Origin of the sequence: Alistipes sp. D31t1_170403_E11 (assembly GCF_015553985.1) — a bacterium.
GTDB lineage: Bacteria > Bacteroidota > Bacteroidia > Bacteroidales > Rikenellaceae > Alistipes > Alistipes montrealensis.
Genome location: NZ_JADNHQ010000006.1, coordinates 1 through 25,361, shown reverse-complemented (window position 1 = coordinate 25,361; position 25,361 = coordinate 1). Strand labels below are relative to the sequence as shown.

The window sequence follows — 25,361 nt, the reverse complement described above, 5'->3', positions numbered from 1 at the left end:
AAATTACTCCATGAGCGATACCGAAGGCTGGCGTTCCGTTCCGTCGCCGTCGACATTGACAATACGCATGCCCGTATTCTGGGGTTTGCTCGCCGCGGCTCCCTGCGTCATGATTCCCGACATGCAGCGCATGCGGAAACGTGCCACGCCGTCCGGCGCCGGGGCAGAGAGCGCAACGTCCTGGGAAACGACGCTGTACGCGTCCTGTACGAAAGCCATATTGTAGGAGAGTTCCGAACCGTCCTCGACCACAGCGGTTTCGACGCTCCGGGCGGGTTTCCAGGCGCCGCCGTCCTCGTATTCGAGCATCCAGTATTTGGGACACTTGTTCCCGAAGATCATGACGAAGTCAAGCTTCACGCGCACCCCGGCCGTAAGGCCGTCGAGCGGCGCTTCGAAGAGCCAGTAATCGCCGGTCCAAGCATAGGTGACATTGGGACACGACACGGGCGCCTTACCGGTTAACGTCCATTTCGGACTGGTCTCCGAGACGCCGCCCGCGACATAGGAGAGACGAGCGGAAGAGCCTCCGCGCTCGGCGGCGACATGGTGCTCCGACACCCAGGTCGATTCGTAGTCGGAGAGGTAATCGGCCCCCAGCCACCACTGAACCCGGGTAACCGACTGACCGTGCACGGCCTGCACCACCTCGGCTTCGGAAGAAAGCCCCTCGGCGGCATTGAAGAACCGAACAAGGCCCACACGCTTTTCACCCGTGGTGTTTTCCGAAGCCCGGAATTTATAGGTAACACGCTGTCCCGACCCGAAGGCGACGGAAGTTGCAGAGAGTTGCGAAACCCACGACGGCATCTCCACCGAAACTTCCGTATTGCAGTTCACGTCTATCTCGAACGTACCGTCGGAAGCTGCCGCGGCACTTCGGGTCACGCAAATAATCTGTCGCGTCGGTTCCATGACGATGCCCGGCACGGCATCGCTGCGCAGGGAGGTGACCCGTACGTCGTCCAGATACCAGCAGCAGTCGGTCTCGCTCTCCGAACGGATGTGCAGGCGGCAGCCGCGCGTGGCGCCCGTAATGTTCAGCGTTACGTCGTACCAATCCTGAAACGGATCTTCGGCCCACTTGCGGCCCACGGGGACCCGTTTGAAATCCATCGCATCGTACGTTCCCTGGTCACAATAGACTTCCAGCACAGCCTCGTAATCGCGCATGGTCAGCGCCCGGAAGGTTACCGTCAGGTCCATTTTCGTCTCGATTTCGGCGAATACAGGGGTCGTGAAGCGACCCAGCGAATTCGCCGTGCCGAATTTCAGGCATCCGCCGCGCGTGTATCCCCGCATGATCTCGCAACCCGTACCGAGCGGGTCGGTTATCACGCTCGACACCGGAGGATAGAGGTTGGTGAGGAGTATTCCAGCGCCCTGATCCATCGCAGCGACGTTGAACATCGCATCCGTAGGCGTCGTCGCCCACGCGAAATCATCTTCGAAAAGCACCCAGCCGCAGCCCGCCGCAGGAGCCTGCACGACGGACAACGTCTCGGTGGCAGCGCCTTCTATCCCGACGGCGGTGATCGAGAAACGCCCCTTGCGCGAATCACCCGTATTGGATCCGGGTTTCACCTCGACGGTCACCGTCTCGCCCGCCGCACCCCCATCGGGTGTGATCGCAATCCAGTCGGGGCTACCCGTACGGTCGACGGTCCAGGCATAGTTGGATTTCACGCGGAAACGGACCGGAGCGTCTCCGGCAGTAAGGCGCACGTAATTATCGGCCAATCCGTCGATAGCGATAACAGGGCTCTGCGGTTTGTGCTGCTGGCTGACGGGGATGCGCCGTTCGGCGGCGGCGGCTTTGATGATCAGCGTGCCGCTCCGTTCCGGGCCGTCATTCTCTTCGGGAGTGACTACGACGCGCACGGTCGTACCGCCGCTGCCTTTCGAAGGTGCGACGGTAAGCCAGTCGAGATTCTCCGTCACGGCTTCCCAGGCTACATTGGCGTTGACCCGAAAACTCTGAGGCATACCCTCGGCATCGTAGACGATGCTCCCGTCGGTCAGTCCTTCGATGACGATCGAAGGGCTGTCGGACGAGGGCTGCTGATGAATCGTAATGGTGTGCTCCTGCGATCCGGCTCGGACGGCGATTGTGCCCGTACGCAGGTCGCCGATATTGGAATAAGGAGTAATCTTCACCTGCACCGGAATGCCTGCTGCTCCGCTGGCAGGGCTGACTTCAGCCCATTCCAGACCGGACTTCACGAGTTCCCACGCCCGGTTGCTTTCGACCGTGAAGGAGATTTGCGCCACATCCGAAGCTGCAATGGTGAACTCCTGTTCGACTCCCGAAACACGCAGTTCGTCGGCTTCGGGCGCAATCCCGTCGTCTCCGGAACAGGCCCCGAAGAGGATCGGTGCAAAAACCGGAAACAAAGCGGTGAAAAGGTTAAATTTGAAGGGGTTCATAATGCGTTGAATTGTAGAATTTAGGTTGTTGTTCCGAGCAAAAATAAAATTAAAATGCGGCATCGGCAAGCCTGCGCAAAGGACCCGGAAAGCCGCCCGCGATCCTCTCCGGGACTACCGAAAGGGCCACATGCGTACGCCTTTATCGGGGGTACAACGCCGTCCGGAGCCGGTTTTTCACTAATACCGCGGACATACACCCCGGCGCCGCGGCCGACTACGCCTGAACGGAAAGACAAAATTTTGACACGGGCAGACAAAAATAAACCCCGGGGAATACCTTTCTTTGTACGAAGCTCCAAACTGCCGGAATCGCGGCGCTCCCCGGTTTTACGACACACGGTCCGACATCGGAAAATAACAACTTCAGTATACCATTTATACCCGAAAAAGTCCCTACATTTGTTATAGCCCTTCCCAAGCTACTGGCCCCATGAACCGACACCTATCCGACAAGATACCTGCCCCGACCAGCGGACGCCTGCTCCTGCTGGCGCTGCTTCTCTGCATTTGCGGGGGCGTCTCCGCAGACCCGCAGGCTGTACAACACCTGCCGAACCTGACGATTCGCAATTTTGCGCAGGACAAGGTCGGCTACATCTGGATCGCAACCGACAACGGACTTTGCCGCTACAACGGACAGACCTATTATTACTACCAGAGCGAGCCGGACGATCCGGCATCGCTCCCCGCCAACCGGGTCCACGACATCCGCACCGACGACGACGGCACGCTCTGGATCGCCACAGCAGGCGGCATCTGCATCTACAACCCGCTGTACGACAACTTCGAGCGCCTGCTGACGGAACGCGGACTGCACCACATCACCCGCAGCGGTCCGCAGATCGTCTGTTCGGGACCTGCGGGCATGGTGCTCTTCGACGCCGCCAGCCGCACGATACTGGCCCGGAAGGATTCGCCTTACCACCGTCCCCTGGTGCTGGAAGCCGACCTGCAGGGTTATTTCTGGGGCGGAAGCGCCGATGGACAGAACGTCTTCAAATACGACCGGAAACTGGGCCTCTGCGACTCGGTGGTCCTCGCACGCCCGGCAAAGTTCCGTTGCGGATGCTGCGACCGACAAGGCCGTATCTGGTTCGGCACGGAACAGGGCATCGTAGTCCTCGACCCCGCGACAGGACGCCCCACGACCGACCCCCGGCTGCTGCGGTGTCTGTCCCATGCAGCCGAATTCAACGTCACGATGCTGACCCCGGCGGACGACGCCACCATTTACATCGGCACACAGGGCGACAACCTCCATGCAATCGACCTTTCGAACCACGTCTTCGACCACAACGTCGTAAACCGGTTCTACAAACTCAACTATACGAGCGATTTCAGTTGCGGGTTCTGCGACCGCGAAGGAAACGTCTGGGTCGGTACGGCCGACCGCGGATATTCGGTGCGCTTTGCCTACAAAAAGAACTTCTCGCAGATGGCGCGCCTCGGCAAGCAGACGCTGGGCAAATACATCAACGCCATCACGATCGGGGAAAACGGGACACTCTGGATCGGCAGCCACTACAAAGGCCTGCTGGGCTACAACAACCGGGAATACGCAACACGGTGGCATACGACGGAGAACAGCCCGCTCATGCAGCAACTCGGAAGCAACGGCATCACGGCGCTCCATTACGACTCATCCGGGCGGCTGTGGGCCAACATCGACGACCGGATCGCGGTGTGCACCACAGAACTCGTAAACATCCGCAGCCACACGCTGCTGCCCGACCGGGTCCTTGTCAACCGATTCTGCGAAGACGCCCGCCGGAGGGTATGGGCCGCCACGCGTTCGGGACTCGTCTTCTGGGAAGGGACCCGGCTACAGGAAGCCGGGTTCAAAGAGTGCGACGTGCAGGATGTCGTGCGGCTCGACGACTCCACGATGCTGGCCGCCGTGTCCGGACAGGGTATCTACACCGTCGATACCCGGCAATTCGACGCCCGGCCCTGTATCGAAACGGCCGACAGCATGATCGCCACAGCCCTGCGCCGCCCCACCTGCCTCTATTGCGGCAAAGACGGTTCGCTCTGGATCGGTACGCGCTCGGTAGGACTGCTGCGCTACCACCCGCAGCAGGGATTCCGAAGCTACACGCTCCGGGACGGATTCGCGAGCAACGAGATCGCCGGCATTACACAGGACCCCCAGGGCAACACCTGGGTCGCCACCTCCTACGGACTTTCGCTCATCACGGCCTCGACGGAGCGGGTCACCACCTACTTCCAGTCCGACAGGCTCCAGACCCAGCAGTTCTACCCCCACTGTTCGCTCAACACGTCGGCGATGATCTACTTCGGCGGCAACACCGGACTGGCGCAGTTCGCGCCGGGCCGCGTCATCCCCAAAATCACCAAGTCGCCCGTGCCGCTGGTACTGACCGAAATCAGGATCAACAGCATCGTCCAGCACCCCTCGGAAGGCAAAGTCCTCACCAAACCGCTGAACGACACCAAACGCATCGTCCTCAACCACAAACAGCGCAACATCGACATCAACTACGAAGCCGTGACGTTCCTTTCGCCGGAGAAGGTCAGCTACGCCTACCGGCTCTACGGCGGCGAGATCGACGAGGAGTGGAATTATGTCGAAAACCGCCGCAGCGCCAACTACGCACACCTGCCCGCCGGGCACTACACCTTCGAACTGAAGGCCCAGAACCCCGACGGATTCTGGAACGAAGAGCCGCAGCGGCTGGAAATCGTCATCAAGCCTTCACCGTGGCTGACGTGGTATGCCTTCCTGTTCTACATCGCCGCGGCAGGCGGAGCCGCCTGGTTTGCCAACCGGCTTTACCTGCGCCGCCGGCTGCAAAAAATGGAGCTCGAACTGGCCCGCACGGAGCTGGAACGCGAAAAGGCACTCACCAACATGAAGATCGACTTCTTCACCAACATATCCCACGAACTGCGCACGCCGCTCTCGCTGATCTACGGTCCGGTAAACATGCTGCCGGGCATCACCGATGAAAAACGCTCGCGCGAACTGGTCAACCTGATCAACTACAACATCCAGCAGTTGCTCAAACTGATCGACCAGACCCTCAGCCTGAGCCGCATCGAAAACGACACCCTCCCGCTGTCGGTCTGCCGGCAGGATATCATACCCTACGTCAACCGACTGACGGACGGCTTCGCCTGCCTCGCCCGGGAAAAGAACATCGACCTGCAAACGACGAGCGTACCGCCGGGACGGATGGTCGTCGCCGTCGATGCCGACAAATTCAGCAAAATCCTTTCGAACCTCGTCTCCAACGCCCTGAAATATACACCCGAACACGGTCACGTCGACGTTGCGCTGACACTCACGGACTCGCTCCCCGAAAAACTCGCGGGAGCGGCCGCATCGTCCCGCTACCTCGTCGTCAGCGTCACCGACGACGGTATCGGCATGAGCCAGGAGGACGTAGGGCGTATTTTCGAACGTTACAAACGCCTGACCCAGAGTGAACGCAACACAACCGGAACCGGCATCGGCCTGCATTATGTCAAACAACTGCTGCTGGTACACAAAGGCAGCATCGCAGCCGAAGTGCGGCCCGAAGGCGGCATGTGTTTCACCTTCGCGATCCCGGTCGACGAAACGCTGTACGACCTCGTCGGCGAGCCCACCGTTTCCGCCGAATTCATCGACGGCATGACGGCGGCCGCTGCCCGGGAAATATTCTCCGGCGACGAACTGCCCGGAAGGCTGGGGGGGGGTCATTCGGAATCGCGGCCGAAAATCGTCCTCGTCGAAGACAATCCGCAACTGCAACTCTACTGCCGCTCGATCTTTGCCCCGCGGTTCGATGTTTTCGTTGCCGACAACGGCGTCGACGGGTTCGACCTGATCAACGCCGAAATGCCCGACGTGGTAATCACCGATGTCCTGATGTCGAAGATGGACGGATACGGACTCTGCCGCAAGGTCAAGAACGACGTAGTGCTGAGCCATATTCCCGTCGTGATCCTCACGGCGAAAGTCACCGACCAGGACAAAATCGTCGGTTACCAGGAGGGCGCCGACGTGTATATGACCAAGCCGTTCAACCCCGAATTGCTGCAAACCGTGGTCGACAACCTGCTGACTACGCGCAGCAAACTGCGCGACATGATTCTTTCCGAATCGGGGGAAACGTCCGACGGGGCAGAAACCGAGGAGGTGAAACTCTCGGCCGCCGACCGGGCCTTCGTGGACAAACTGCGCCAACTGATCGACAACAACATTTCGGACAGCACACTCAACATCAATGCCCTCAGCAGTGAGATGTGCATGAGCCGCGCCAGCTTCTTCCGCAAGATCAAGTCGCTGACGGGTGTCACACCGAACAATTTCATCCTGATCTACCGCCTCAACCGGGCGGCCGAAATGATCCGCAGCCGGGACTACCGCCTCAACGAAGTGGCCGACCTGCTGGGATTCAGTTCGCAGTCGCATTTCTCGCGCTGCTTCAAACAGCATTTCGGTATTACGCCGAAAGATTACGCGACGCGGGGGGGGGTCTGACCCCTCCCGGAGGGCCGATTGAGATTCTCGGACATATTTTTAAGACTGCCGTACCGAAGGTTTAAACGCCGCCGGAATACCTTTGCATTGACAAAACCAACCCCCAAAAACATGAAACAAACGCTTCGACTCGTACTGACCTTTTGCCTGCTCGCATTCATCGCAGGAGATGCCGCAGCGCAGCGCATCGTCCGCAAATCCTTCGCCCGCGCCGAACGGCAGACCGCCCTGCTGGACTCGCTGCTCACCTCGCCCGACCTGTTCCCGGCTTCGTGGAATACGGACGGAACGATCAAGACCAATTCGGCGAGGGGCTGGATCAGCGGATTCTTCCCGGCAAATATCTGGTTCCTTTATGAATATACCCGCGACCCGAAATGGCTCGACATGGCCCGCCGCCGAACGGCGCCCCTCGACACGCTGCGCCGCTACACCAAAACCCACGACCTGGGGTTCATGGTGGGCTGTCCCTGCGCCGCAGCCTACCGGCTGACGGGAGAGAAGGCGTACAGGCAACTGCTGATCGACGCTTCCGACGCCCTGCTCACCCGCTTCAGCCCGGCCGTCGGGCTGATCCGTTCGTGGGACAACAAAAACGGCGACCCGAATCCCTACCGGGTCATCATCGACAACATGATGAACCTCGAAATGCTGTTCACGGTCTCGAAACTCACCGGCGACAAGCGCTACTACGACATCGCCGTTTGCCATGCCGACAACACGCTCAAAAACCACTTCCGCCCGGACAACAGTTGTTTCCACATCGTCTGTTACGACGCCGGAACGGGACGTGTCACCGGACAGCGCGGCGGACAGGGTTATTCGGCCGCGTCGGCCTGGTCGCGCGGTCAGAGCTGGGCGCTCTACGGCTTTACGATGTGTTACCGCGAAACGGGCGATCCGCGCTACCTGGACCGCGCGGTGAAATGCGCCGAATATTTCATCAACCATCCCCGCCTGCCCGAAGACCTCGTGCCTTACTGGGACTACGACGCCCCCGGGATTCCCGACGAACCACGCGACGCTTCGGCAGCAGCCATCACCGCTTCGGCCCTGCTCGAACTGGCCAAATACGCCCCCGGAAAGGAAAAATCCTATTACGGGACCGCCCGGAAAATCCTCACGTCGCTCGCTTCGGACCGTTACCTGATTCCCGCCGGGAAGAAGTGCGGCTTTCTGATCGACCACAGCGTAGGGTCGAAACCCTCGGGTTCGCAGGTCGACGTGCCGATCATCTACGGCGACTATTATTTCCTCGAAGCTTTGCTCCGGCTTAAAAACTACAAAACACAGAAATAACCATGAAAAAGATTTTAGCGTCACTGGCACTCGTTCTCACGGTATGGGCCGCGGGAGCGCAGGAACACACATCAATGGACAATCAAACCGCCGACGGATACCGCGGCATCTGGTTCACGATCGGACAGGCCCGTTCGGCCTACGGAGCCAAATATTCGGGCGGACTGGGAACCTACACGATGAAACACATCCCGATGGCGGTCTATGCGCCCCAGGTCGACAAGACCTTCTTCGTCTACGGCGGCACACCCTCCGAGGAGCAGAAATACCTGCTCTGCATGGCGGGCTGCTACGACCATAAGACCGGAATGCTGCGCCGTCCGGTCGTGGTCTTCGACAAAGGGGTGGACGGCGTTTGCGACCCCCACGACGATCCCACGATCCAGATCGACCGGGAAGGATACATCTGGGTATTCGTCGCCGGCCGGGCCAACAAGCGCCCCGGCATCCGCTATCGCAGCAAAAAGCCCTATGACATCTCCGAATTCGAGTATGTCAACGAAAGCATCATGACTTACCCGCAGGTGCATTACCACCCCGAAAAGGGATTCTTCCTCTTCTTCACCCGTTACGACGGCGTGCGGCAGTTGTTCTACCAGAGCAGCCCCAACGGCCGCAAATGGTCCGACTACCGGCAGATCGCCTCGATCATCGACGAGGGCGAGACCAAATCGGGACACTACCAGTTCTCGAACCTCTGCGGCGACAAGTTGATGTGCTGCTTCAACCGCCACATCAACGGCAGTGTCGACACCCGCACCAATATCTATTATATCCAGTCGGAGGATTGGGGCCGGAGTTGGACGACGATCGACGGGAAACCGGTGGAACTGCCGATCACGCGGTCGAAAAACAATGCACTCGTACACGACTACCAGTCGGAACAGCGCAACTGCTACATCAAGGACATCAATTTCGGAACGGACGGACAGCCCGTGATCCTCTACCTGACGAGCGACAACCACCTGACAGGCCCCGACGGCGGCATCCGCCAATGGCACACCGTCCACTGGAACGGCCGCGAATGGGTTTACAGCAAGATCACCACCTCGACGCACTGCTACGACAGCGGCAGCCTCTGGATCGACCGCAACGACGTATGGACCGTCGTCGCACCGACCGACGCAGGCCCCCAGTACTGGGGCACGGGCGGCGAGATGGTCATGTGGCGCAGCCGCGACAAGGGCCAAACGTGGGAACGCGTCCGTACGCTGACCCACGACAGCCCGCGCAACCACGGCTATGCCCGCCGGCCGCTCAACGCCGACCGGAAATTCTATGCGTTCTGGGCCGACGGCAATCCCGACAGCCTGAGCATCTCGTACCTCTATTTCTGCAACGACAAAGGCGATGTTTTCCGCATGCCTTACACCATGAAGGCCGAGTGGCAGAAACCCGAGCCCGTTCCCGGCGGCAAACCCCGCAATTAGACAACCCATTCCAATACGACACACCATGTATAAACGACTTATCACGTTCCTGCTGCTCACGGCGGCAATCCTCGGCGCCCCGGCCAGCGCCGAAGCCGGGAAACGCGACACGCAGATCGCCAACCGCGTAGCGCAATGGCAGATCGACAACTTCGGCCGTTACCTTTCGAAAGGCGACCGGCGCAGCGACCAGCACTGGGCCAACGGCGCCCTCTACCGCGGAATGGTCGTCTGGGCCGAAACGTCGGGTTACAAACCCTGCGAAGAGTTCGTACTCGGCATCGGCCGCCGCAACGACTGGTGTATGGGACGGCGGCAGTACCACGCCGACGACATCTGCGTCGGGCAGGCTTACCTGATGCTCTACCAGCGCTACGGCGACACGGCAATGCTCCGTCCCGTCCTCCAGCGGGCCGATTCGGTCATTGCGTTCCCGGCGAAGACCAAACTACACATCAAAGCCAAGAACGGGTCGAAACGCTGGAGCTGGTGCGACGCGCTGTTCATGGCCCCGCCGGTTTATGCCCTGCTGACCCAAATCACGGGCGACCCGAAGTACCTGCAATTCATGAACAGCGAATTCTATGCTTCGACGGCAGCGCTCTACGACCCCGCCGAGCGGCTCTACTACCGCGACGCCCGGTTCATCCCCAAGCGGGAAAAGAACGGCGAGAAGGTCTTCTGGAGCCGCGGCAACGGCTGGTGCTACGCAGCGCTGGCAATCCTGCTCGAAACCGTCCCCGAAACCGATCCGATGTACGGGTACTACCGGCGGCTTTTCGTCGAAATGTCCGAATCGGTCGTGGCCTGCCAGGACCGGAAAGGTTCATGGCATCCCAGCATGCTCGATCCCGAAACCTATCCGATGCCTGAAAACAGCGCCTCGGGATTCTTCACCTACGGACTGGCATGGGGCGTAAACCGCGGCATCCTGACCGGAAGCACCTACCGGAAAGCCGCACGCAAAGGCTGGAAAGCGCTCTGCTCCCACGTGCGCAGCGACGGACGCCTCGAATACGTGCAGCCGATCGGCGGATCGCCCGCTTCGGCGACACGCGACATGACCGAAGTTTACGGCGTCGGAGCCTTCCTGATGGCGGCTTCGGAGATCGTGAAAATGTAATTCCGCACTGCATGCCCTGTGCAGAGCCGGATGCGACTTTGCGACAAAAAACAAAGACACTCGTGAAAAACGAATCGGATGCTTTGAGATACTTTTGACCACCGAACCTAAACAACCATCAGAATGACGACCTTAAAAATTGCATGCGCGGCAATGCTCCTGCTGTCGGGAGTCGTTGCGGCGTCCTGCTCCTCGGACCCCGCCACCGAAGCCGCCGACCGGGTGGAGGTCAGCGGACTGGACGACAGGGTGAGATTCACCTGCGACGCCGAGGAGAACATCACATTCACCATCGTATCGAACAAAACGTGGTCGATCGCCAAAAGCGGCCTCGACTGGCTCACCGTATCGCAGATGAACGGCGGCTCGAAACTCCCGGCGACGATCCGTCTCTCGGCCGAAGCGAACGACGACCTGGAACGCAGCGGGGAACTGACCATCTACGCCGGAGCCTGCGTGCAAACAGTAACCGTAACGCAGGACGCCTATCCCATCACGCCGACCATCACCCTGAGCGGACTCACGGACAACACGCTGGCGTTCGAATTCACCGACATCCAGCCCGTCACCTTCAAGCTGTACAGCAATGTCGACTGGACGGCCGACAAACAGGACCTCGGCTGGGCCGAAGTCGCCCCGCTGTCCGGCTCGCGCAAACAGGAAGCCACGATCACCGTGACCCCGACGGCCAACGGCGGCGACGCCCGCGAAGGTTCCGTTTCGTTCCGCGCCGCAGGCATGGAACCGGTCGTCGTAACGGTCCGCCAGACGGCCTACCGCGACGAGCCGATGCTCGTGGTCACGGGAGCCGAAGAGAACGAACTCGCCTTCGCCAATGCACCGGAAACTCCCACGACCCTGCATATCCAGAGCAACCGCAACTGGACCGTCACCAAAACAGACCTCGACTGGCTCACCGTATCGCCCGCCGAGGGCGCAGCATCCGCGGCCCCGGCAGAAGTGACGCTTACGGCAGAACCGAACGGCGGCGCGGCGCGCAACGGCACGCTGACCATCCATGCCGACGACCCGGCGCTGGAAGATGTCGTGATCGCGGTTTCACAGGAGGCGAAAGGCAACCTCCTGCTGGCCTGGTGGACGCTCACCGACGAAACGCTGAAAACCGTCAACGCCGACTGGCCGGCAAGCGGAAAAATCCTTCCGGACCAGCCTGTCGGAACGACGGCTTACGGACAGTGGAACCACGTCGCCGAAACACCCGACTATACGACTAAATTCATCATCAGCAGCGACGGGAACGGACATTACGCCATCCAGCAGATCTGGACCGGAGACAATATGGAGTTCGTCATCCCGGTCAAGGACTTCGCGGCCGGAACGTCGGTCAATTTCCGCTGCGGTCTGAGCGGAACGGGAACAGCGCCCAAATACTGGTCGATCGATTATTTCGACGAAGGGGAATGGAAAGCCTCCCGCACGCAGGAATTCATCTTCCCGGTCGACAATACGACGGTGACGGCGGGCTTCGAACTCGTGAAGGCCAACGAAGTGATCGACATCAATGAGACCATCACCTTCGCCCAGCCCATCGCCGACGGCAATGTCCGCATACGCCTCCGCTGCGCCGCAGGAGCCTGCCGCACGGACGGTAAGGCGCTGCTGGCCAAACCGGGCAGCGCCGGAACGATCCGCCTGCGCCAATGGTCGACGGGCGAACTCGACGCCATCGCCTTCTACCGGATCGACCCCTGAAAAACCGAGCCGCAGGGACTGCCGGCCGGCCTTCGTACCGGCCGGCGGCCCGCAGCCACATCCCCGAACCTAAATAAACTTCATACATGGAAAAAATCTACCTCAACCCGTTTTCAATAACGTCCGCCAGGCTTCGCTGCCTGGGCGCGACGCTGTTGATGCTGCTGTTCGCAGTCGCGGCAGGACCGGTTGCCGCCAGGGAACAGGCTGCCGAGGCGCAGCAACCGACGATTCAGGCCAAAGGGCGTGTCGTCGACACCAACGGCGCAGCGATCGCAGGCGCAGCGGTCACGATAAAAGGAGGAACCGCCGGCGGCACGATCACCGACGGACAGGGAGCATTCTCGCTCCGCGTCCGCAAAGGCGCCGTACTCCATATTTCGTTCCTGGGCTACCAGGCGCGGGAAATCGCCGTCGTCGACACCTCGCCCCTGAAGGTGACGCTCGCCGAGGAGGCCCACAAGGTCGAAGACGTAGTCATCGTGGGCTACGGCGTGCAGAAGAAGGAGAGCGTGCTGGGCGCCATCTCTCAGGTGAACAACGAACAGCTCGTCAATTCCGGCACGACCAACATCACCAACGCCATTACGGGTAAACTCTCGGGCGTGACGACCATCCAGGCGAGCGGCCAGCCGGGCAACAACGACGCGAATATCTTCGTCCGCGGCGTATCGAGCTGGAACGGTTCGGCGCCGCTGGTGCTCGTCGACGGCGTGGAACGCAGTTTCACGGACCTCGACCCCAACGAGGTGGCGTCGATCTCGGTGCTGAAAGACGCTTCGGCGACTGCCGTATTCGGCGCCAAAGGAGCCAACGGCGTCATCATCGTGACCTCCCGTACGGGAAAGACGGGCAAGCCGCGCATGAACGTATCGCTCTCCTACGGTCTCGACTTCCCGACGAAAATTCCCGACCACATCAGTTCGGCGCAGACGGCCTCGCTGCTCAACGTGGCGCTGAAAAACGCCCAGAGCTACGGCTCGCTGATCCCCCAGTCGCAGATCGACGAATACGCCCGGCCTTCGTCGCGGCTCAACACGATCCGTTATCCCGACAACGACTGGTTCGACATCGTCATGCGCAACTGCGCCCAGACGATCAATGCCAACTACAACGTCTCGGGAGGCTCCGAGCGCGTCAAATACTTCCTCTCGCTGGGATACACCCACGAGGGTTCGATCTTCAAGGATTTCTCCGAATGGAGCAACGCCAACTTCCGTTACGACCGCATCAACTACCGTTCGAACCTCGATTTCGACGTGACGAAAACGACCAAACTGTCGGTCAAGGTGGGCGGCGTGCTGGGCATCCGCGATAAACCCACGGGATCGAGTGTCTCGGGACTTTTCAACATGATGTATTCCGCCTCTCCGATGATGTACCCGGACTATTTCCCGGCATGGGTGCTGGACGAGATTCCCGACACGGACTATCCCGACGCCACGGGAGGCCGCATTTCGAGCCACCGCACGGCTTACTTCAAGAACGCCCGAACGACGCTCTCGACGGGCGAGTTCGACCAGATTACGGATAACAAACTCTACACCGACCTCAATTTCGAACAGAAACTCGACTTCATCACCAAGGGACTCTCGCTGAAAGCCAACGTTTCGCTGAGCACCTACTATTCGCGCATCTCGCAGACGGCCGCCAACAGCAATCCCACGTTCTACATCGACTGGGACCGGTACGACTCGGGGGTAGGCAATCCGTGGGTTTACTCCGCGGCCAGCGAGGTCGTCTACGAACAGACTCCCTATTCCGTGACGCGGGGTTCGATGGAGAACACCTACTACGCGACCTTCTACTGGGAGGGAGCGGTGGATTACAACCGCACGTTCGGCGACCACACCGTCACGGCGCTCGCCCTGTTCAACCAGCGCGAAAACATCAAAACCACGAACTTCCCCTACCGCACGCAGGGACTCGTGGGCCGCGTAACGTACGATTACAAGCACAAATACCTGTTCGAATGCAACCTCGGATACACGGGATCGGAGCAGTTCTCGCCCGAGAACCGGTACGGATTCTTCCCCGCCGTAGCCGTGGGATGGGTTCCGTCGCAGGAAGGATGGTGGAAACGCGCCATGCCCTGGTGGTCGAAGTTGAAAATCCGCTATTCGGACGGCCTTGTCGGCAGCGACAGCTCCGACTCGCGCTGGCTCTATTTCAGCAGCTATTCGAGCGGCAGCGACGGCTACATTTACGAAAGCGCGGCGGCCAATCTCGTCGCACAGTGGGAAGAGGCCCGCAAGCGCGATCTGGGTATCGAAATGGGGTGGCTGAACAACCGGCTGACGCTGAACCTCGACCTTTTCGACGAAAAACGTACCAACATGCTCGTTTCGCCCAACGTTACGATGCTGGTGGGAACCTCCTACAAAGAGGTAAACCGCGGCAGCATGAAGAAACACGGCATCGACATCGAACTGGGCTGGGCCGACAAAACCGCTTCGGGATTCGGCTACAACCTCTCGGCAATGGTCTCGCTCAACGAAAACCGCATCACCAACTACGAGGATGCGCCCTATGCGCCCGACTACCAGAAAACCGCCGGAAAACCCTACAAGGGACAAACCAGCGGCGTAGACATCGTCGACTCGGGTTACTACGAATCCATCGACGACATCCACAACTACCCCGCCTATACGACCGACTGGAACTTCGTCAACATCGGCGCCTACAAATACCTCGACTACTCGGCCGACGGACAACTCTCGGACAAGGACCTGCACGCCATCGCCGGCAGCCAGTACCCGCTGGCCATCTGCTCGTTCAACGCCGGGTTCAACTACAAGGGATTCGAATTCAGCATGCTGTGGTACGCCAACTTCGGCAAGTGGGTCGAATACAACAAGAGCTGGGAAATCGAATTCAACAAGGGCGATTACCGCATTACCAAATCGCAGCTCGACTACTGGCGTCCGGACAACCGGGACGCCAACCACGCCACACTGGTTTACGGCGGCACGTCGGGACACCCGATGTATATGTGGGCGGGCGGCAGCGGCGACGCCGGGGTCAACATGATGCTTGCGGGCCGCACATGGCGCAAGGCCGACTATGTGACCCTGAAAGAGGTCTACTTCGCCTATACGTTCAACGCCAAGCGTCTCCGCCAGCGTGTGGGTTTCCGCAGCCTGAGCCTCTACCTCACGGCGACCAACCTGTTCTCCTTCTCCAGCCTGGTCGAAGGCGATCCCCAGAGCACGACCTTCACCTCGGGATTCTATCCGCAGATGACCAGCGTCAAACTGGGTGTCAAAATCGGATTCTAAAAACGGAAAGCATATGAAAAAACTGATACTATCCCTCCTGCTGGCCTGCACGCTCTCCGCTCCGGGCTGCCATTACCTCGACATGGATCCCGAAACCGGACTCGACGAGAACCAGGTCTTCTCGACCTGGGACAACTTCAAGGCCTATTTCAACAACGTCTACGAAGGACGTACGGGACAGAAGGACAGCGGCGACAACATCAACATCAAATTAGGTTATCCGCTCTACATCGACTTCAACACCCGTCGCTTTACGTGGTACGCACTGACCGACATGAGCGACGGCGGACGCTGGCTGCGCGCGCAGCAGATCAAGGCCGGAGCGTTGGGCGCCAACGTTACGGAGTGGACCACCAGCACCTCGCTCCGCCCGATCTCCTATTCGATGTTCCGCATTATCCGCGTCGCGAACAAGTGTATCGAAAATATCGACATGGTGCAGAACGCCAAGCAGATCGACAAAGACGACCTCATCGGGCAGGCTTATTTCGTCAGGGCTTTCGCCCACTTCACGCTCTGCCGCGTCTTCGGCGGCATGCCCTACCTCGACAAAGCGCTCGAAGCCGACGACAGTTGGGACATGACACGCCTCTCGGCCTGGGAAACCTACGCCCGCTGCGCCGAGGACCTCGACCGCGCCTACGACTACTTCGTGGCCGCCGGGAAAGTGCGCCGCGACGCCCTGCCCGGTTCGGAAGGACACCTCACGAGCAGCGACATGGCTTATCCCAACGGCGTGGCGGCCAAGGCCCTCAAGGCCCGCTGCCTGGTTTACGCCGCCAGCGAACTGAACAACCTTCACGGCCAGAGCGACTGGCAGAACGCCGCCGAAGCCTGCGCCGAAGCCATCCGCCTGGCCGGGCAATACGGATACGACCTGGTTCCCTTTGCGGAATGGAACAGCAATTTCTACGGCACGAAATACACCAACGAACACATCTGGGCCTGGAACTACGGCAGCAGCAAGATCAACACCTCCACGTGGTCGGCCAGCTTCGGCTACCCCGTTTCGAACTACACGAATGCCAGCGGCGACTGCCCGACGCAGAATTTCGTCGACCGCTTCGAAACCCTCGACGGCGATCCGCTCCTGACCGAAACCGACCGCATTGCAGCCGCAGCCGCGGGCCACTACAACGAACAGGACCCCTACACCAACCGCGACCCGCGCATGGACAAGACGATTCTCCACGACGGCAGCGTCGTGGCGGGATGCCCGTCGGGCGTCAACATCCACTACGACCCCGCCACGGGAACCTATCCCACCTCGTCGCTCAACAACAACGCCCGCACGTTCGGCATTGCCTGGGGTTCGAACGACCAGAAAGGCTACTCCAACACGGGCTATTACGTCAACAAGCTGTGGAACGGCGCGCTGGGAACCTCGGCCGCCCACCAGCACACCGACCCGCTGATCCGCATGGCCGAACTCTACCTGAACTACGCCGAAGCGGTCAACGAAGCCTATGGCCCGAACGGTACGGCGGGAGGCCTGGCCCTCACGGCCACGGAGGCTGTCAACAAAATCCGGTCGCGGGCCGGAATGCCGGACGTACTCGACAAATTCACGGGCGACGCCCTGTCGATGCGCGAGCGCATCCGCAATGAGCGCTGCGTGGAACTGGCCTTCGAAGGACATCACTACTACCACGACATCCGGCGCTGGAAGATCGCCCCGCAGACGATGACTCAGCCCCTGATGGGCATGTACATCGAGAAAACAGCCGTCTCGGCCGAATACCCCCGGGGACGCCGCTACATCCGCCGGGGCATCCCCTCGAACCGCCAGGCCAACTGGAAGAACGCCATGTATTACCTGCCGTTCCCCACCGAAGAGGCCAACAAGATGCAAAACTTCGTCAACAATGAACTTTGGTAGCCCCCGACCGACTATGAAAAACAGCTACAAATACCTGATGGGCACGGCGTTGCTGCTCTTTGCAGCAACGGCCTACGGCGCAGCGCGCCACGCCGGGCCGGATTCCGGCGAGGCCATAACGACCGTGGAAGCACTCCGGACCGACTCGATCGTCAAGGCCGACCGGGCAATGCGCATCTACCAGAAACTCGACATGCCCTATGGCCGTACGACCCGCAAGGCGGTTGCGACCGGCAACGCCACGACCTACTACGAGCAGGACATCGACAAATACCCGACCAACGATTTCCGCAACTCGCTCACGGGCGTCATCGCCGGACTCGCCGTCCGCGAACAAGCCGGTATTCCCGGCGTAACCTATGCCGGAGGAACGGCACGCACGGTCCTCTACACGCGCAGCTTCTCCCCGGTATACGTCGTCGACGGTATGCCGGTCTACATGACCCAGTTGCAGCTCGATCCCGAGGAGATCGAAAGCATGACGCTCATCCGCGACGTGGCCGACAAGGCGCTGTTCGGATCGCGGGCGGCAAACGGCATCCTGAACATCACCACCAAGCGCGGGTTGACCCACGGCCGGAGCATCAAATTCGGGTTCGAAAGCGGCGTCAGCGTCGTCGACCGGTTTCCCGAATGGGTCGACGGCGTCGAATACGCCCGGCTCAACAACCAGGCGCGCATCAACAGCGGCTATACCCCGCTCTACTCCGACGAGGCGATCGCGGCCTATGCCCGCAAGGACCCCAACGACCTGCAATATCCGAACGTCGACTACCGCAGCATGATGTTTTCGGACACGAGGCCCTATTACAAGGCCAACGTATCCATCGACGGAGGCACGCAGAAGCTCCAGTACAGCAGTTACATCGGCTATACGGGCGAGGGCGACATCTACAAGGTCGGGAGCAAAGCCGATTTCAACCGCATCAACGTCCGCACCTACCTCAAAGCCGCCATCACGAAAGACCTCGACATCGACTTCGGGTTTGCCGGAGGGCTTACCTTCCGCCGCCAGCCCCGCTACGGCTACGGCAGTTCCGCGACGATCGAGTTCGAAAACGCCATCAGCGAAGTCCTCACGGTTCCGGCGCTGGCCTTCCCGCTGGTCGTTTCGCGCGACGAGGAGACGGGCAACACCATTTACGGTGTCAGTTCGACCTACCCGAACAACCCCTACGCCTCGCTGACCGAAAACGGATTCTCGACCGACCGCGGGCGTTCGGGCGTAGTCAACGCCACGCTCACCTACGACCTCGGGTCGCTGGTCAAAGGGCTGAAATTCCAGTCCTACGTAGGTCTGAACCTCTTCAACATGACCCGCATCGGTAAAAATCCCGACTACACGGCCGTAATCTACGACCCGGCTACGGGCGAGAGCGTCAAGACCTCGCACGAAGGCACGCAGGTATCGGGCAAGTCGAACATGGGAAAATGGACCCACCAGGGACTCTACCTCCATGAGAAACTGAGCTACGAATACCACAACGACAGCCACCGCGTCGGCGCATCGGCGACCTACTACCTCGAATCGGTGGACCGCTCGGGCAACAGTTTCCGCGAACGCCAGCAGACGCTCATCGGGACGTTCGACTACGCCTTCCGCGACAAATACCTGTTCCAGGCCGTAGTCAACTACGCCGGATCGTCGATGTTCCAGCGCGGCAAGCGCTACGGGACCTTCCCGTCGTTCGGAGTGGGTTGGGTGATCTCCGAGGAGGGTTTCATGCAGGACGTAAAATGGGTTAACTACCTGAAACTACGCGGCCAGGCCGGAATCATCGGCCACGACACCTTCGGGTCGCAGGAGCTCTACGAGGATTACTACGTCAAGAGCAAAGGCATCAACTTCGGCCCCTATACCACCGGCTACCAGTGGATCGGCTCGACGAACAGTTACCAGTCCTACGTCAACACCATCTCGCGGCTGGGCAACCCCGACCTCACGTGGGAGAAACGCAAGGAGGTCACCGTGGGCATCGACGCCATGCTGTTCGGCAACCGCCTTTCGGTCGAGGCCAGCTATTACAACGCCCTGCGCGACGGCATCATCACCGACATGAGCGGCACGCTGCCCGCCCTCTACGGCATGGACGGCATCAACACCTACGAGAACTACAACCGCATCCGCTACCAGGGCTGGGAGGCGGCGCTCTATTGGTCGGACCGGATCGGCGACGTGCATTACACCATCGGCGGAAGCCTTACGACCACGAAGGGCAAGTACCTGCGTTACAACGAAAACGTTGTCTACGACTACCAGCGGGTAACCGGCACGATGACCGGAGCCTACCGCGGATATGTCTGCCTGGGCAAATTCACCTCCCGGGAAGAGATCGAGACCTCGCCCCGGCAGCTTTTCGACGACAATGTCGAAGTAGGCGACCTGAAATACGCCGACCTGAACGGCGACAACCTGATCGACAGCAACGACACGCGCGTGATCGGCAACACCTCGCCGAAGGTGGACTACTCGCTGAGCATCAACGTGCGCTACCGCAATTTCGATTTCACCGTCGTCGGGACCGGACGTGCCGGATACGTTACGGCTATGACCAACCGCTATTTCTGGAACGGCTGGAGCACCGGCAGCATCTCGAATTTCGTCCGCGACAACATCGGCGGCGACTACCCGCGCCTGACCTACATCAAGGCCACGAACAACTTCCAGGGTTCGGACTTCTGGCTGCGCGACGGCGGATTTTTCAAAATCCAGAACATCGAACTGGGCTATAACGTGCGCTTCCGCAGCCAATCCGCCGTCAAGGGGCTGCGCATTTTCCTGCGCGGCGCAAACCTCTGCACGATCAGCGGCATCAAGGATGTCGACCCCGAGAATATCAATGCAGGCGTCTCGACCTACCCGCTCTACCGGACCTTTACCGCCGGATTCAAATTCACCTTTTAACCGAACATGACCATGAAAAGATTCCTGATCGTCCTGTTTGCCGCACTGCCGTTCGCGGGCTGTTCCGATTTCCTCGACCCGCTGCCGAACGGCCACTATACCGACCAGAACCTGCTCGACTACCCCTCGATGATCCGGGGATTCGTCGAAAAGAGCTACGCCCTGCTGCCCACGTCCTATTCGGGCGGCGAATACGTCTACCTCGACGGGGCGACCGACGATGTGGTCATCACCGCCCAGACCAACGCCATGCGGCGTTTCGCCGTCGGTTCGGGCACTCCGGCGAGCGACCCCTTCAAAACCTACTGGATACGCGACTACAAAGGCATCATGTACGCCAACAAGTTTCTCGACAAGTTCCTGGGGCTCAACACCCGCTACATGATCGACAACGAACAGAACCTCCGCGTACAACGCTCCCTGCAGGGCGATGCTTATGCGCTCCGGGCATGGTATCAACTGGACCTGCTCCGCAAATGGGGCGGCAGGGGCACGGACGGGCGCCTGCTCGGATTCCCGATCGTCACCGAACCGATCGACGTTTTCGATGCCGATGCCGGAGATTTCACGCGCGCCTCCTACGACGAATGCGTCGAGCAGATCCTGCGCGACTGCGACTCGGCGCTCTACTACCTCCCGGCGGCCAACCGCGACTGGCTGGCCGGGGACATTGCCGTCGAGGGAGCCGTGCGCTGGCTCCGGTTCGACGGCCTGGCTGTCAAAGCAATGAAAGCCATGACCTACCTGCAATGGGCGTCTCCGGCCTTCAACCCTTCGAACGACGAAGAGCGCTGGAAACAGGCCGCCCGCTATGCTGCCGAAGTGATGGATTTCAAACTTACCCAGGACGGTGCGCATGGATTCAACCCGGCGGCATCGTTCTCGTGGACCGACCCGAACAGCCCCGAGATCATCTGGTCGTCGGACTATTCGAAAAGCAGCACGATGGAAAACCTGTTCTATCCCGACGGGTTCCTCGGCTCGGGCGGCGTGGGTCCGACACAAAACCTCGTCGACGCCTTTCCCGCCGCCAACGGCTATCCGGTGGGCCATCCGTCGGCCGACAACGACCCGCAGAACCCCTACATCGGCCGGGACCCGCGGTTTTACAGCACTATTTTCTACAACGGGGCCCAAGTCCGGCGCATCACGAACAACGAAGTGATGTACACCTTCGATACAAAGGTCGGCGGACGCGACGAAGCGGGCGGCGTCAACAACACGATGACCAACTACTACATCCGCAAATTCGTCTACCTGGGCTGGAACAAAGCCGACGACAAGATCCAGACGATGCCCAAGTCGATCTTTTTCCTCCGCTGGACACAGATGTGCCTGACCTTCGCCGAGGCCGCCAACCGGGTTTCAGGCCCTACAACGCCCCTCTACGGCTACACGCCCAAACAGGCGATCGCCTACCTGCGCAGCCGCCCCACGAACGACGGAACGCCGGGCGTCGGAGCTACGGCGGACCCCTATCTCGACGAATGCGCAGCGGCCGGCAAAGAGGCTTTCGAGACTCTCGTACGCAACGAACGCCGCATCGAACTCTGTTTCGAAGGACATCGTTTCTACGACCTGCGCCGCTGGGCGTCGAACGTCGCGGAACTGAACGAGACGATCCGCAAACCCGTCATCACGGGCTCGGGCACGTCGTTCGCCGAAGTCGAGAAGCGGAATTACACCTCGCTGTACGTTCCCATTCCCTACTCGGAGATGATCCGCATGAAAGGCCTCGTCCAAAACGAAGGATGGTCCAACTGGGAATAAATCCGAAAAACATGTTGTTTATGAAAAAGATATTTGCTGCATTACTGGCCAGCGCAGTCCTCACGGGCTGCTACGAAAAATACGTCAAGGATTACGATTACAGCGGCGTATACATCGCCTACCAATACGACCTGCGCACGTTCGTGGTCGGGGAAGGCATGAAATTCCAGATCGGTTCGGTGCTGGCCGGGGTCCTGTCGAACGACCGCGACCGTTCGGTCTATTACCTGCTGGACGATGAACTGGTGACCGGAAACCTCGCGCATTACAACGGCCTGGACGAACTGGGGCAACCCTCCGAGCCGTTCACCGCCTTCGAGGTGATGAGCGGCGCATCGACATCGGGAAACGTCAGCCAAAGCTACGTCACCGAAGCGATCAAGTCCAGCGGAATCCGGGAACTGACACCCCTGCCGCGCGAATATTTCCGGGTGAGCCAGGAGGAAAAAATGACCGTTTCACGAGGCCGTCATACGGGAACAATCACCGTCAAGGCCGATTCGGCGGCATTCCTCGCCGACGCGCAGGCAAGCAACAAACCCTACTACGCCTTCGGATTCCGCATCACGAGCGCCGACGCCGACACGATCCTGCTCTCCAAATCGTTCGAAGTAATCGCCGTACGCTACGAAAACATGCTCTTCGGCAACTATTACCACGGCGGCACAACCTCCGTCGTAGATGCCGCAGGCACGGTGCTTTCGTCCGAGGTATATCCCACGAAGATTCCCAGCGACGAAGGTACGCACGGCGTTTACACGCTCACGACCGTAGCGCCCGACGCCCTCACGACAAATTTCAAAGGGACGCAGGAAGGGTCGCTGCGGCTGACGCTCGACGGAGCCAACGTCACGGTCGCCACGACCGACGCCGCACAGCCCATCGAGGACCTCGGCAGCAGTTTCAACCGGGCAAGGCTGCTCCAGAACCGGAAAATATTCCTCCACTACCGGTACGCCAACGGCGATAACACCTACACGGTCGTCAAGGATACGCTGACTTTTCGCAACCGCATACGCGACGGCGTGAACGAATGGCAGGACGAAAATCCGAAAAATTACAACTGATCTCGAATTTTCCGGACAGAACGACCTTCGGCAGGATACCCCTCCCGGAGGTCGTTTTTTGTACCGCCGAAAACAAATTCAGGTCCCGGACAGTTCCGGAGTCCCGGAATTGGTTATCTTTGTAACGGAGCCGCCTTTCGGCGGACTGCACAAAAACAACCGATCCCGGCAATAACGGTCTGCCGCGGATACAAAACAAAAGCCTATGAAGATGGATGAGATGATTTTTTGCCAGTGTTGCGGGATGCCGCTGCAGGCGGCAGCCGATTTCGGCACGGAAGCTGACGGAACGGCAAGCGCCGATTACTGCGTCTATTGCTACAAGGACGGAGCCTTCACGCAGGATTGCACGATGGAGGAGATGATCCAGCATTGCGCACAGTTCTACGAAGAGTTCAAGCACGAGGACGGCAGCAGCTACACCCGTGAAGAAGCGGTTGCAGGCATGCAGCAGTTTTTTCCGAGCCTCAAACGATGGCGGAAATAATGAGAACCCGGGCTTAGGTCCGGAGTTCTTAAGGGAAGTGTTCATCCACAGAACCGGAAAGACAGCAGTCCGACAGGAAAGCTTTCGGTTTCGGATCCCCCGCCCTCTTCTTCATTTGTGAAATCGGCTCCAAGCAGGCAAATCAACGCGGCATTCCAGGCAATTTTCCGAGGATCAATCGCGTCATAAACCTCACGAACAAAGAGCATTACACGACAATTTCGGAAACAGATTCACAATTCGGACAAAATCGTTTACAAATCGGCTGAAAATATTTGGCCGATTTATTTTTTACGCCGGTTTTTTCCTATATTTGCGAGGACACTCATCAAACTCACTCTATGATAACCCGCCATCCATTGGGACGCCAGGATCTCCGCATCAAGCGCAGGGATAAGGTACTCGAAATCGGTCCCGGACACGATCCGATGTTTCGTTCCGATGTGATAGCCGACAAATTTCCACACGACAACACCCACCGTTGCGGCAAGGTCCTGATTTACCCCCACCAGCAATTCATCGAGGCCGACGGCGAACAACTCCCGTTCGAAAAAGATGCGTTCGACTATGTGGTCTGCAACCAGGTCCTCGAGCACGCCGACAATCCGGCCCGATTCATCGAGGAGATAGTCCGGGTCGGCAAACGCGGATATATCGAGACCCCGAGCATGCTCGGCGAGTTGATGTTCCCCAAAGAATCGCACCGCTGGGTAATCCTGCTTATCGACAACAAACTCGTATTCTACGAAAAGGAGAAGATGCCGGGAAACTACCGCAACAACTACGGCGAGGTTTTTCTCAACTACCTGCCTTACCAGTCGTTACCATACAAAATGCTCTATGTCTCCGAGCCCAACCTGATGCTCAATCGCATCGAATGGGAAGGATCGATCGAATACCTCATAAATCCCGAAGACGGCTATTACAGCAGCTTCTTCACCCGGAAATGGGACCGGGAAATGACCATGAAGATTTTCCCGCCACGCGGGGGAATCGTCGAAATAAACCGCACGCTTCGCGCCAGCTACTACCTCGTCCGGGAAAAACTCGTGCAGAAGATCCACAAACGGCCAGCGCCCATCACACTCGACGAATATTTAGCCAACCGGGATAAACAGCACTAAAAAACTCAAAAACCTCCTTCCCGGGAGGTTTTTTCACAAATAACAGATCAGGCAGCAGAATCCAGAGGAATCGACAGATTCAAGGCAGCATCTTCGAGCCTATCTTATCCCAAGCCGTTGTACGATCTCAATCCTTCCAGAGGCGTTAGGCGGCTCTTGCCGCGGCATCGGGAAACAAAGTAGCGACACCCTTCCCTCCGGTAAACACCAAAAACCCCGGCCCTGGATACAGGAGCGGGATTGAAGAAATGCAGCCTTTCAGCAAGGGAAGGCCGCACCTCAAAGTAGGGCATAAAAAAAGGTCAGACCTTTCGATCTGACCTTGAAGAGGCGGCTACCTACTCTCCCACGGGAAAACCGCAGTACC

13 protein-coding genes are annotated in these 25,361 nt (G+C 59.4%); 12 read left to right on the top strand and 1 reads right to left on the bottom strand.

Annotated elements, in window-relative coordinates; genetic code table 11:
• Positions 1 to 3 precede the first annotated feature (3 nt).
• Positions 4 to 2,427, bottom strand: a complete 2,424-nt coding sequence (locus I2E69_RS12135; RefSeq protein ID WP_195461497.1) for a BACON domain-containing protein — start codon at positions 2,425 to 2,427, stop codon at positions 4 to 6.
• A gap of 433 nt (positions 2,428 to 2,860) precedes the next feature.
• Between I2E69_RS12135 and I2E69_RS12130 the strand changes: the two genes are divergently transcribed.
• The 12 genes from I2E69_RS12130 (at position 2,861) to I2E69_RS12075 (ending at position 24,994) form a co-directional block, all read left to right on the top strand.
• Positions 2,861 to 6,919: a hybrid sensor histidine kinase/response regulator transcription factor gene (locus I2E69_RS12130; RefSeq protein ID WP_195461496.1), complete on the top strand. Its 4,059-nt coding sequence runs from the start codon at positions 2,861 to 2,863 to the stop codon at positions 6,917 to 6,919.
• Between the two features lie 111 nt (positions 6,920 to 7,030).
• Positions 7,031 to 8,218, top strand: coding sequence for a glycoside hydrolase family 88 protein (locus I2E69_RS12125; RefSeq protein ID WP_195461495.1), 1,188 nt, complete (start codon positions 7,031 to 7,033; stop codon positions 8,216 to 8,218).
• A gap of 2 nt (positions 8,219 to 8,220) precedes the next feature.
• Positions 8,221 to 9,648 (top strand): BNR-4 repeat-containing protein, encoded by a 1,428-nt coding sequence (locus tag I2E69_RS12120; protein WP_195461494.1) that lies wholly within the window; start codon positions 8,221 to 8,223, stop codon positions 9,646 to 9,648.
• 25 nt (positions 9,649 to 9,673) lie between these two features.
• Positions 9,674 to 10,771, top strand: coding sequence for a glycoside hydrolase family 105 protein (locus I2E69_RS12115; RefSeq protein ID WP_195461493.1), 1,098 nt, complete (start codon positions 9,674 to 9,676; stop codon positions 10,769 to 10,771).
• Positions 10,772 to 10,894: 123 nt separating this feature from the next.
• A complete protein-coding gene (locus I2E69_RS12110; protein ID WP_195461492.1) occupies positions 10,895 to 12,484 on the top strand; it encodes a BACON domain-containing protein in 1,590 nt (529 codons plus the stop codon).
• Positions 12,485 to 12,570: 86 nt separating this feature from the next.
• Positions 12,571 to 15,762: a SusC/RagA family TonB-linked outer membrane protein gene (locus I2E69_RS12105; RefSeq protein WP_195461491.1), complete on the top strand. Its 3,192-nt coding sequence runs from the start codon at positions 12,571 to 12,573 to the stop codon at positions 15,760 to 15,762.
• Positions 15,763 to 15,775: 13 nt separating this feature from the next.
• The gene (locus I2E69_RS12100) at positions 15,776 to 17,641 is read left to right on the top strand and encodes a RagB/SusD family nutrient uptake outer membrane protein (RefSeq protein ID WP_195461490.1); all 1,866 of its coding nucleotides are present in this window, start codon (positions 15,776 to 15,778) and stop codon (positions 17,639 to 17,641) included.
• 13 nt (positions 17,642 to 17,654) lie between these two features.
• A complete protein-coding gene (locus I2E69_RS12095; protein ID WP_195461489.1) occupies positions 17,655 to 20,546 on the top strand; it encodes a SusC/RagA family TonB-linked outer membrane protein in 2,892 nt (963 codons plus the stop codon).
• A gap of 12 nt (positions 20,547 to 20,558) precedes the next feature.
• The gene (locus tag I2E69_RS12090; RefSeq protein WP_195461488.1) at positions 20,559 to 22,316 is read left to right on the top strand and encodes a RagB/SusD family nutrient uptake outer membrane protein; all 1,758 of its coding nucleotides are present in this window, start codon (positions 20,559 to 20,561) and stop codon (positions 22,314 to 22,316) included.
• 20 nt (positions 22,317 to 22,336) lie between these two features.
• The gene (locus I2E69_RS12085) at positions 22,337 to 23,383 is read left to right on the top strand and encodes a hypothetical protein (RefSeq protein ID WP_195461487.1); all 1,047 of its coding nucleotides are present in this window, start codon (positions 22,337 to 22,339) and stop codon (positions 23,381 to 23,383) included.
• A gap of 205 nt (positions 23,384 to 23,588) precedes the next feature.
• Positions 23,589 to 23,870 (top strand): zinc ribbon domain-containing protein, encoded by a 282-nt coding sequence (locus I2E69_RS12080; protein WP_195461486.1) that lies wholly within the window; start codon positions 23,589 to 23,591, stop codon positions 23,868 to 23,870.
• Between the two features lie 341 nt (positions 23,871 to 24,211).
• The gene (locus I2E69_RS12075; RefSeq protein ID WP_195461485.1) at positions 24,212 to 24,994 is read left to right on the top strand and encodes a class I SAM-dependent methyltransferase; all 783 of its coding nucleotides are present in this window, start codon (positions 24,212 to 24,214) and stop codon (positions 24,992 to 24,994) included.
• Positions 24,995 to 25,361 lie beyond the last annotated feature (367 nt).

Excerpts from the sequence above, each read along its gene's own strand:
- I2E69_RS12130 (WP_195461496.1), top strand. The coding sequence starts at position 2,861 with ATGAACCGACACCTATCCGACAAGATACCTGCCCCGACCAGCGGACGC.
- I2E69_RS12080 (WP_195461486.1), top strand. The coding sequence starts at position 23,589 with ATGAAGATGGATGAGATGATTTTTTGCCAGTGTTGCGGGATGCCGCTG.
- I2E69_RS12110 (WP_195461492.1), top strand. The coding sequence starts at position 10,895 with ATGACGACCTTAAAAATTGCATGCGCGGCAATGCTCCTGCTGTCGGGA.
- I2E69_RS12120 (WP_195461494.1), top strand. The coding sequence starts at position 8,221 with ATGAAAAAGATTTTAGCGTCACTGGCACTCGTTCTCACGGTATGGGCC.
- I2E69_RS12090 (WP_195461488.1), top strand. The coding sequence starts at position 20,559 with ATGAAAAGATTCCTGATCGTCCTGTTTGCCGCACTGCCGTTCGCGGGC.
- I2E69_RS12135 (WP_195461497.1), bottom strand. The coding sequence starts at position 2,427 with ATGAACCCCTTCAAATTTAACCTTTTCACCGCTTTGTTTCCGGTTTTT.
- I2E69_RS12115 (WP_195461493.1), top strand. The coding sequence starts at position 9,674 with ATGTATAAACGACTTATCACGTTCCTGCTGCTCACGGCGGCAATCCTC.
- I2E69_RS12125 (WP_195461495.1), top strand. The coding sequence starts at position 7,031 with ATGAAACAAACGCTTCGACTCGTACTGACCTTTTGCCTGCTCGCATTC.
- I2E69_RS12095 (WP_195461489.1), top strand. The coding sequence starts at position 17,655 with ATGAAAAACAGCTACAAATACCTGATGGGCACGGCGTTGCTGCTCTTT.
- I2E69_RS12075 (WP_195461485.1), top strand. The coding sequence starts at position 24,212 with ATGATAACCCGCCATCCATTGGGACGCCAGGATCTCCGCATCAAGCGC.
- I2E69_RS12085 (WP_195461487.1), top strand. The coding sequence starts at position 22,337 with ATGAAAAAGATATTTGCTGCATTACTGGCCAGCGCAGTCCTCACGGGC.
- I2E69_RS12100 (WP_195461490.1), top strand. The coding sequence starts at position 15,776 with ATGAAAAAACTGATACTATCCCTCCTGCTGGCCTGCACGCTCTCCGCT.
- I2E69_RS12105 (WP_195461491.1), top strand. The coding sequence starts at position 12,571 with ATGGAAAAAATCTACCTCAACCCGTTTTCAATAACGTCCGCCAGGCTT.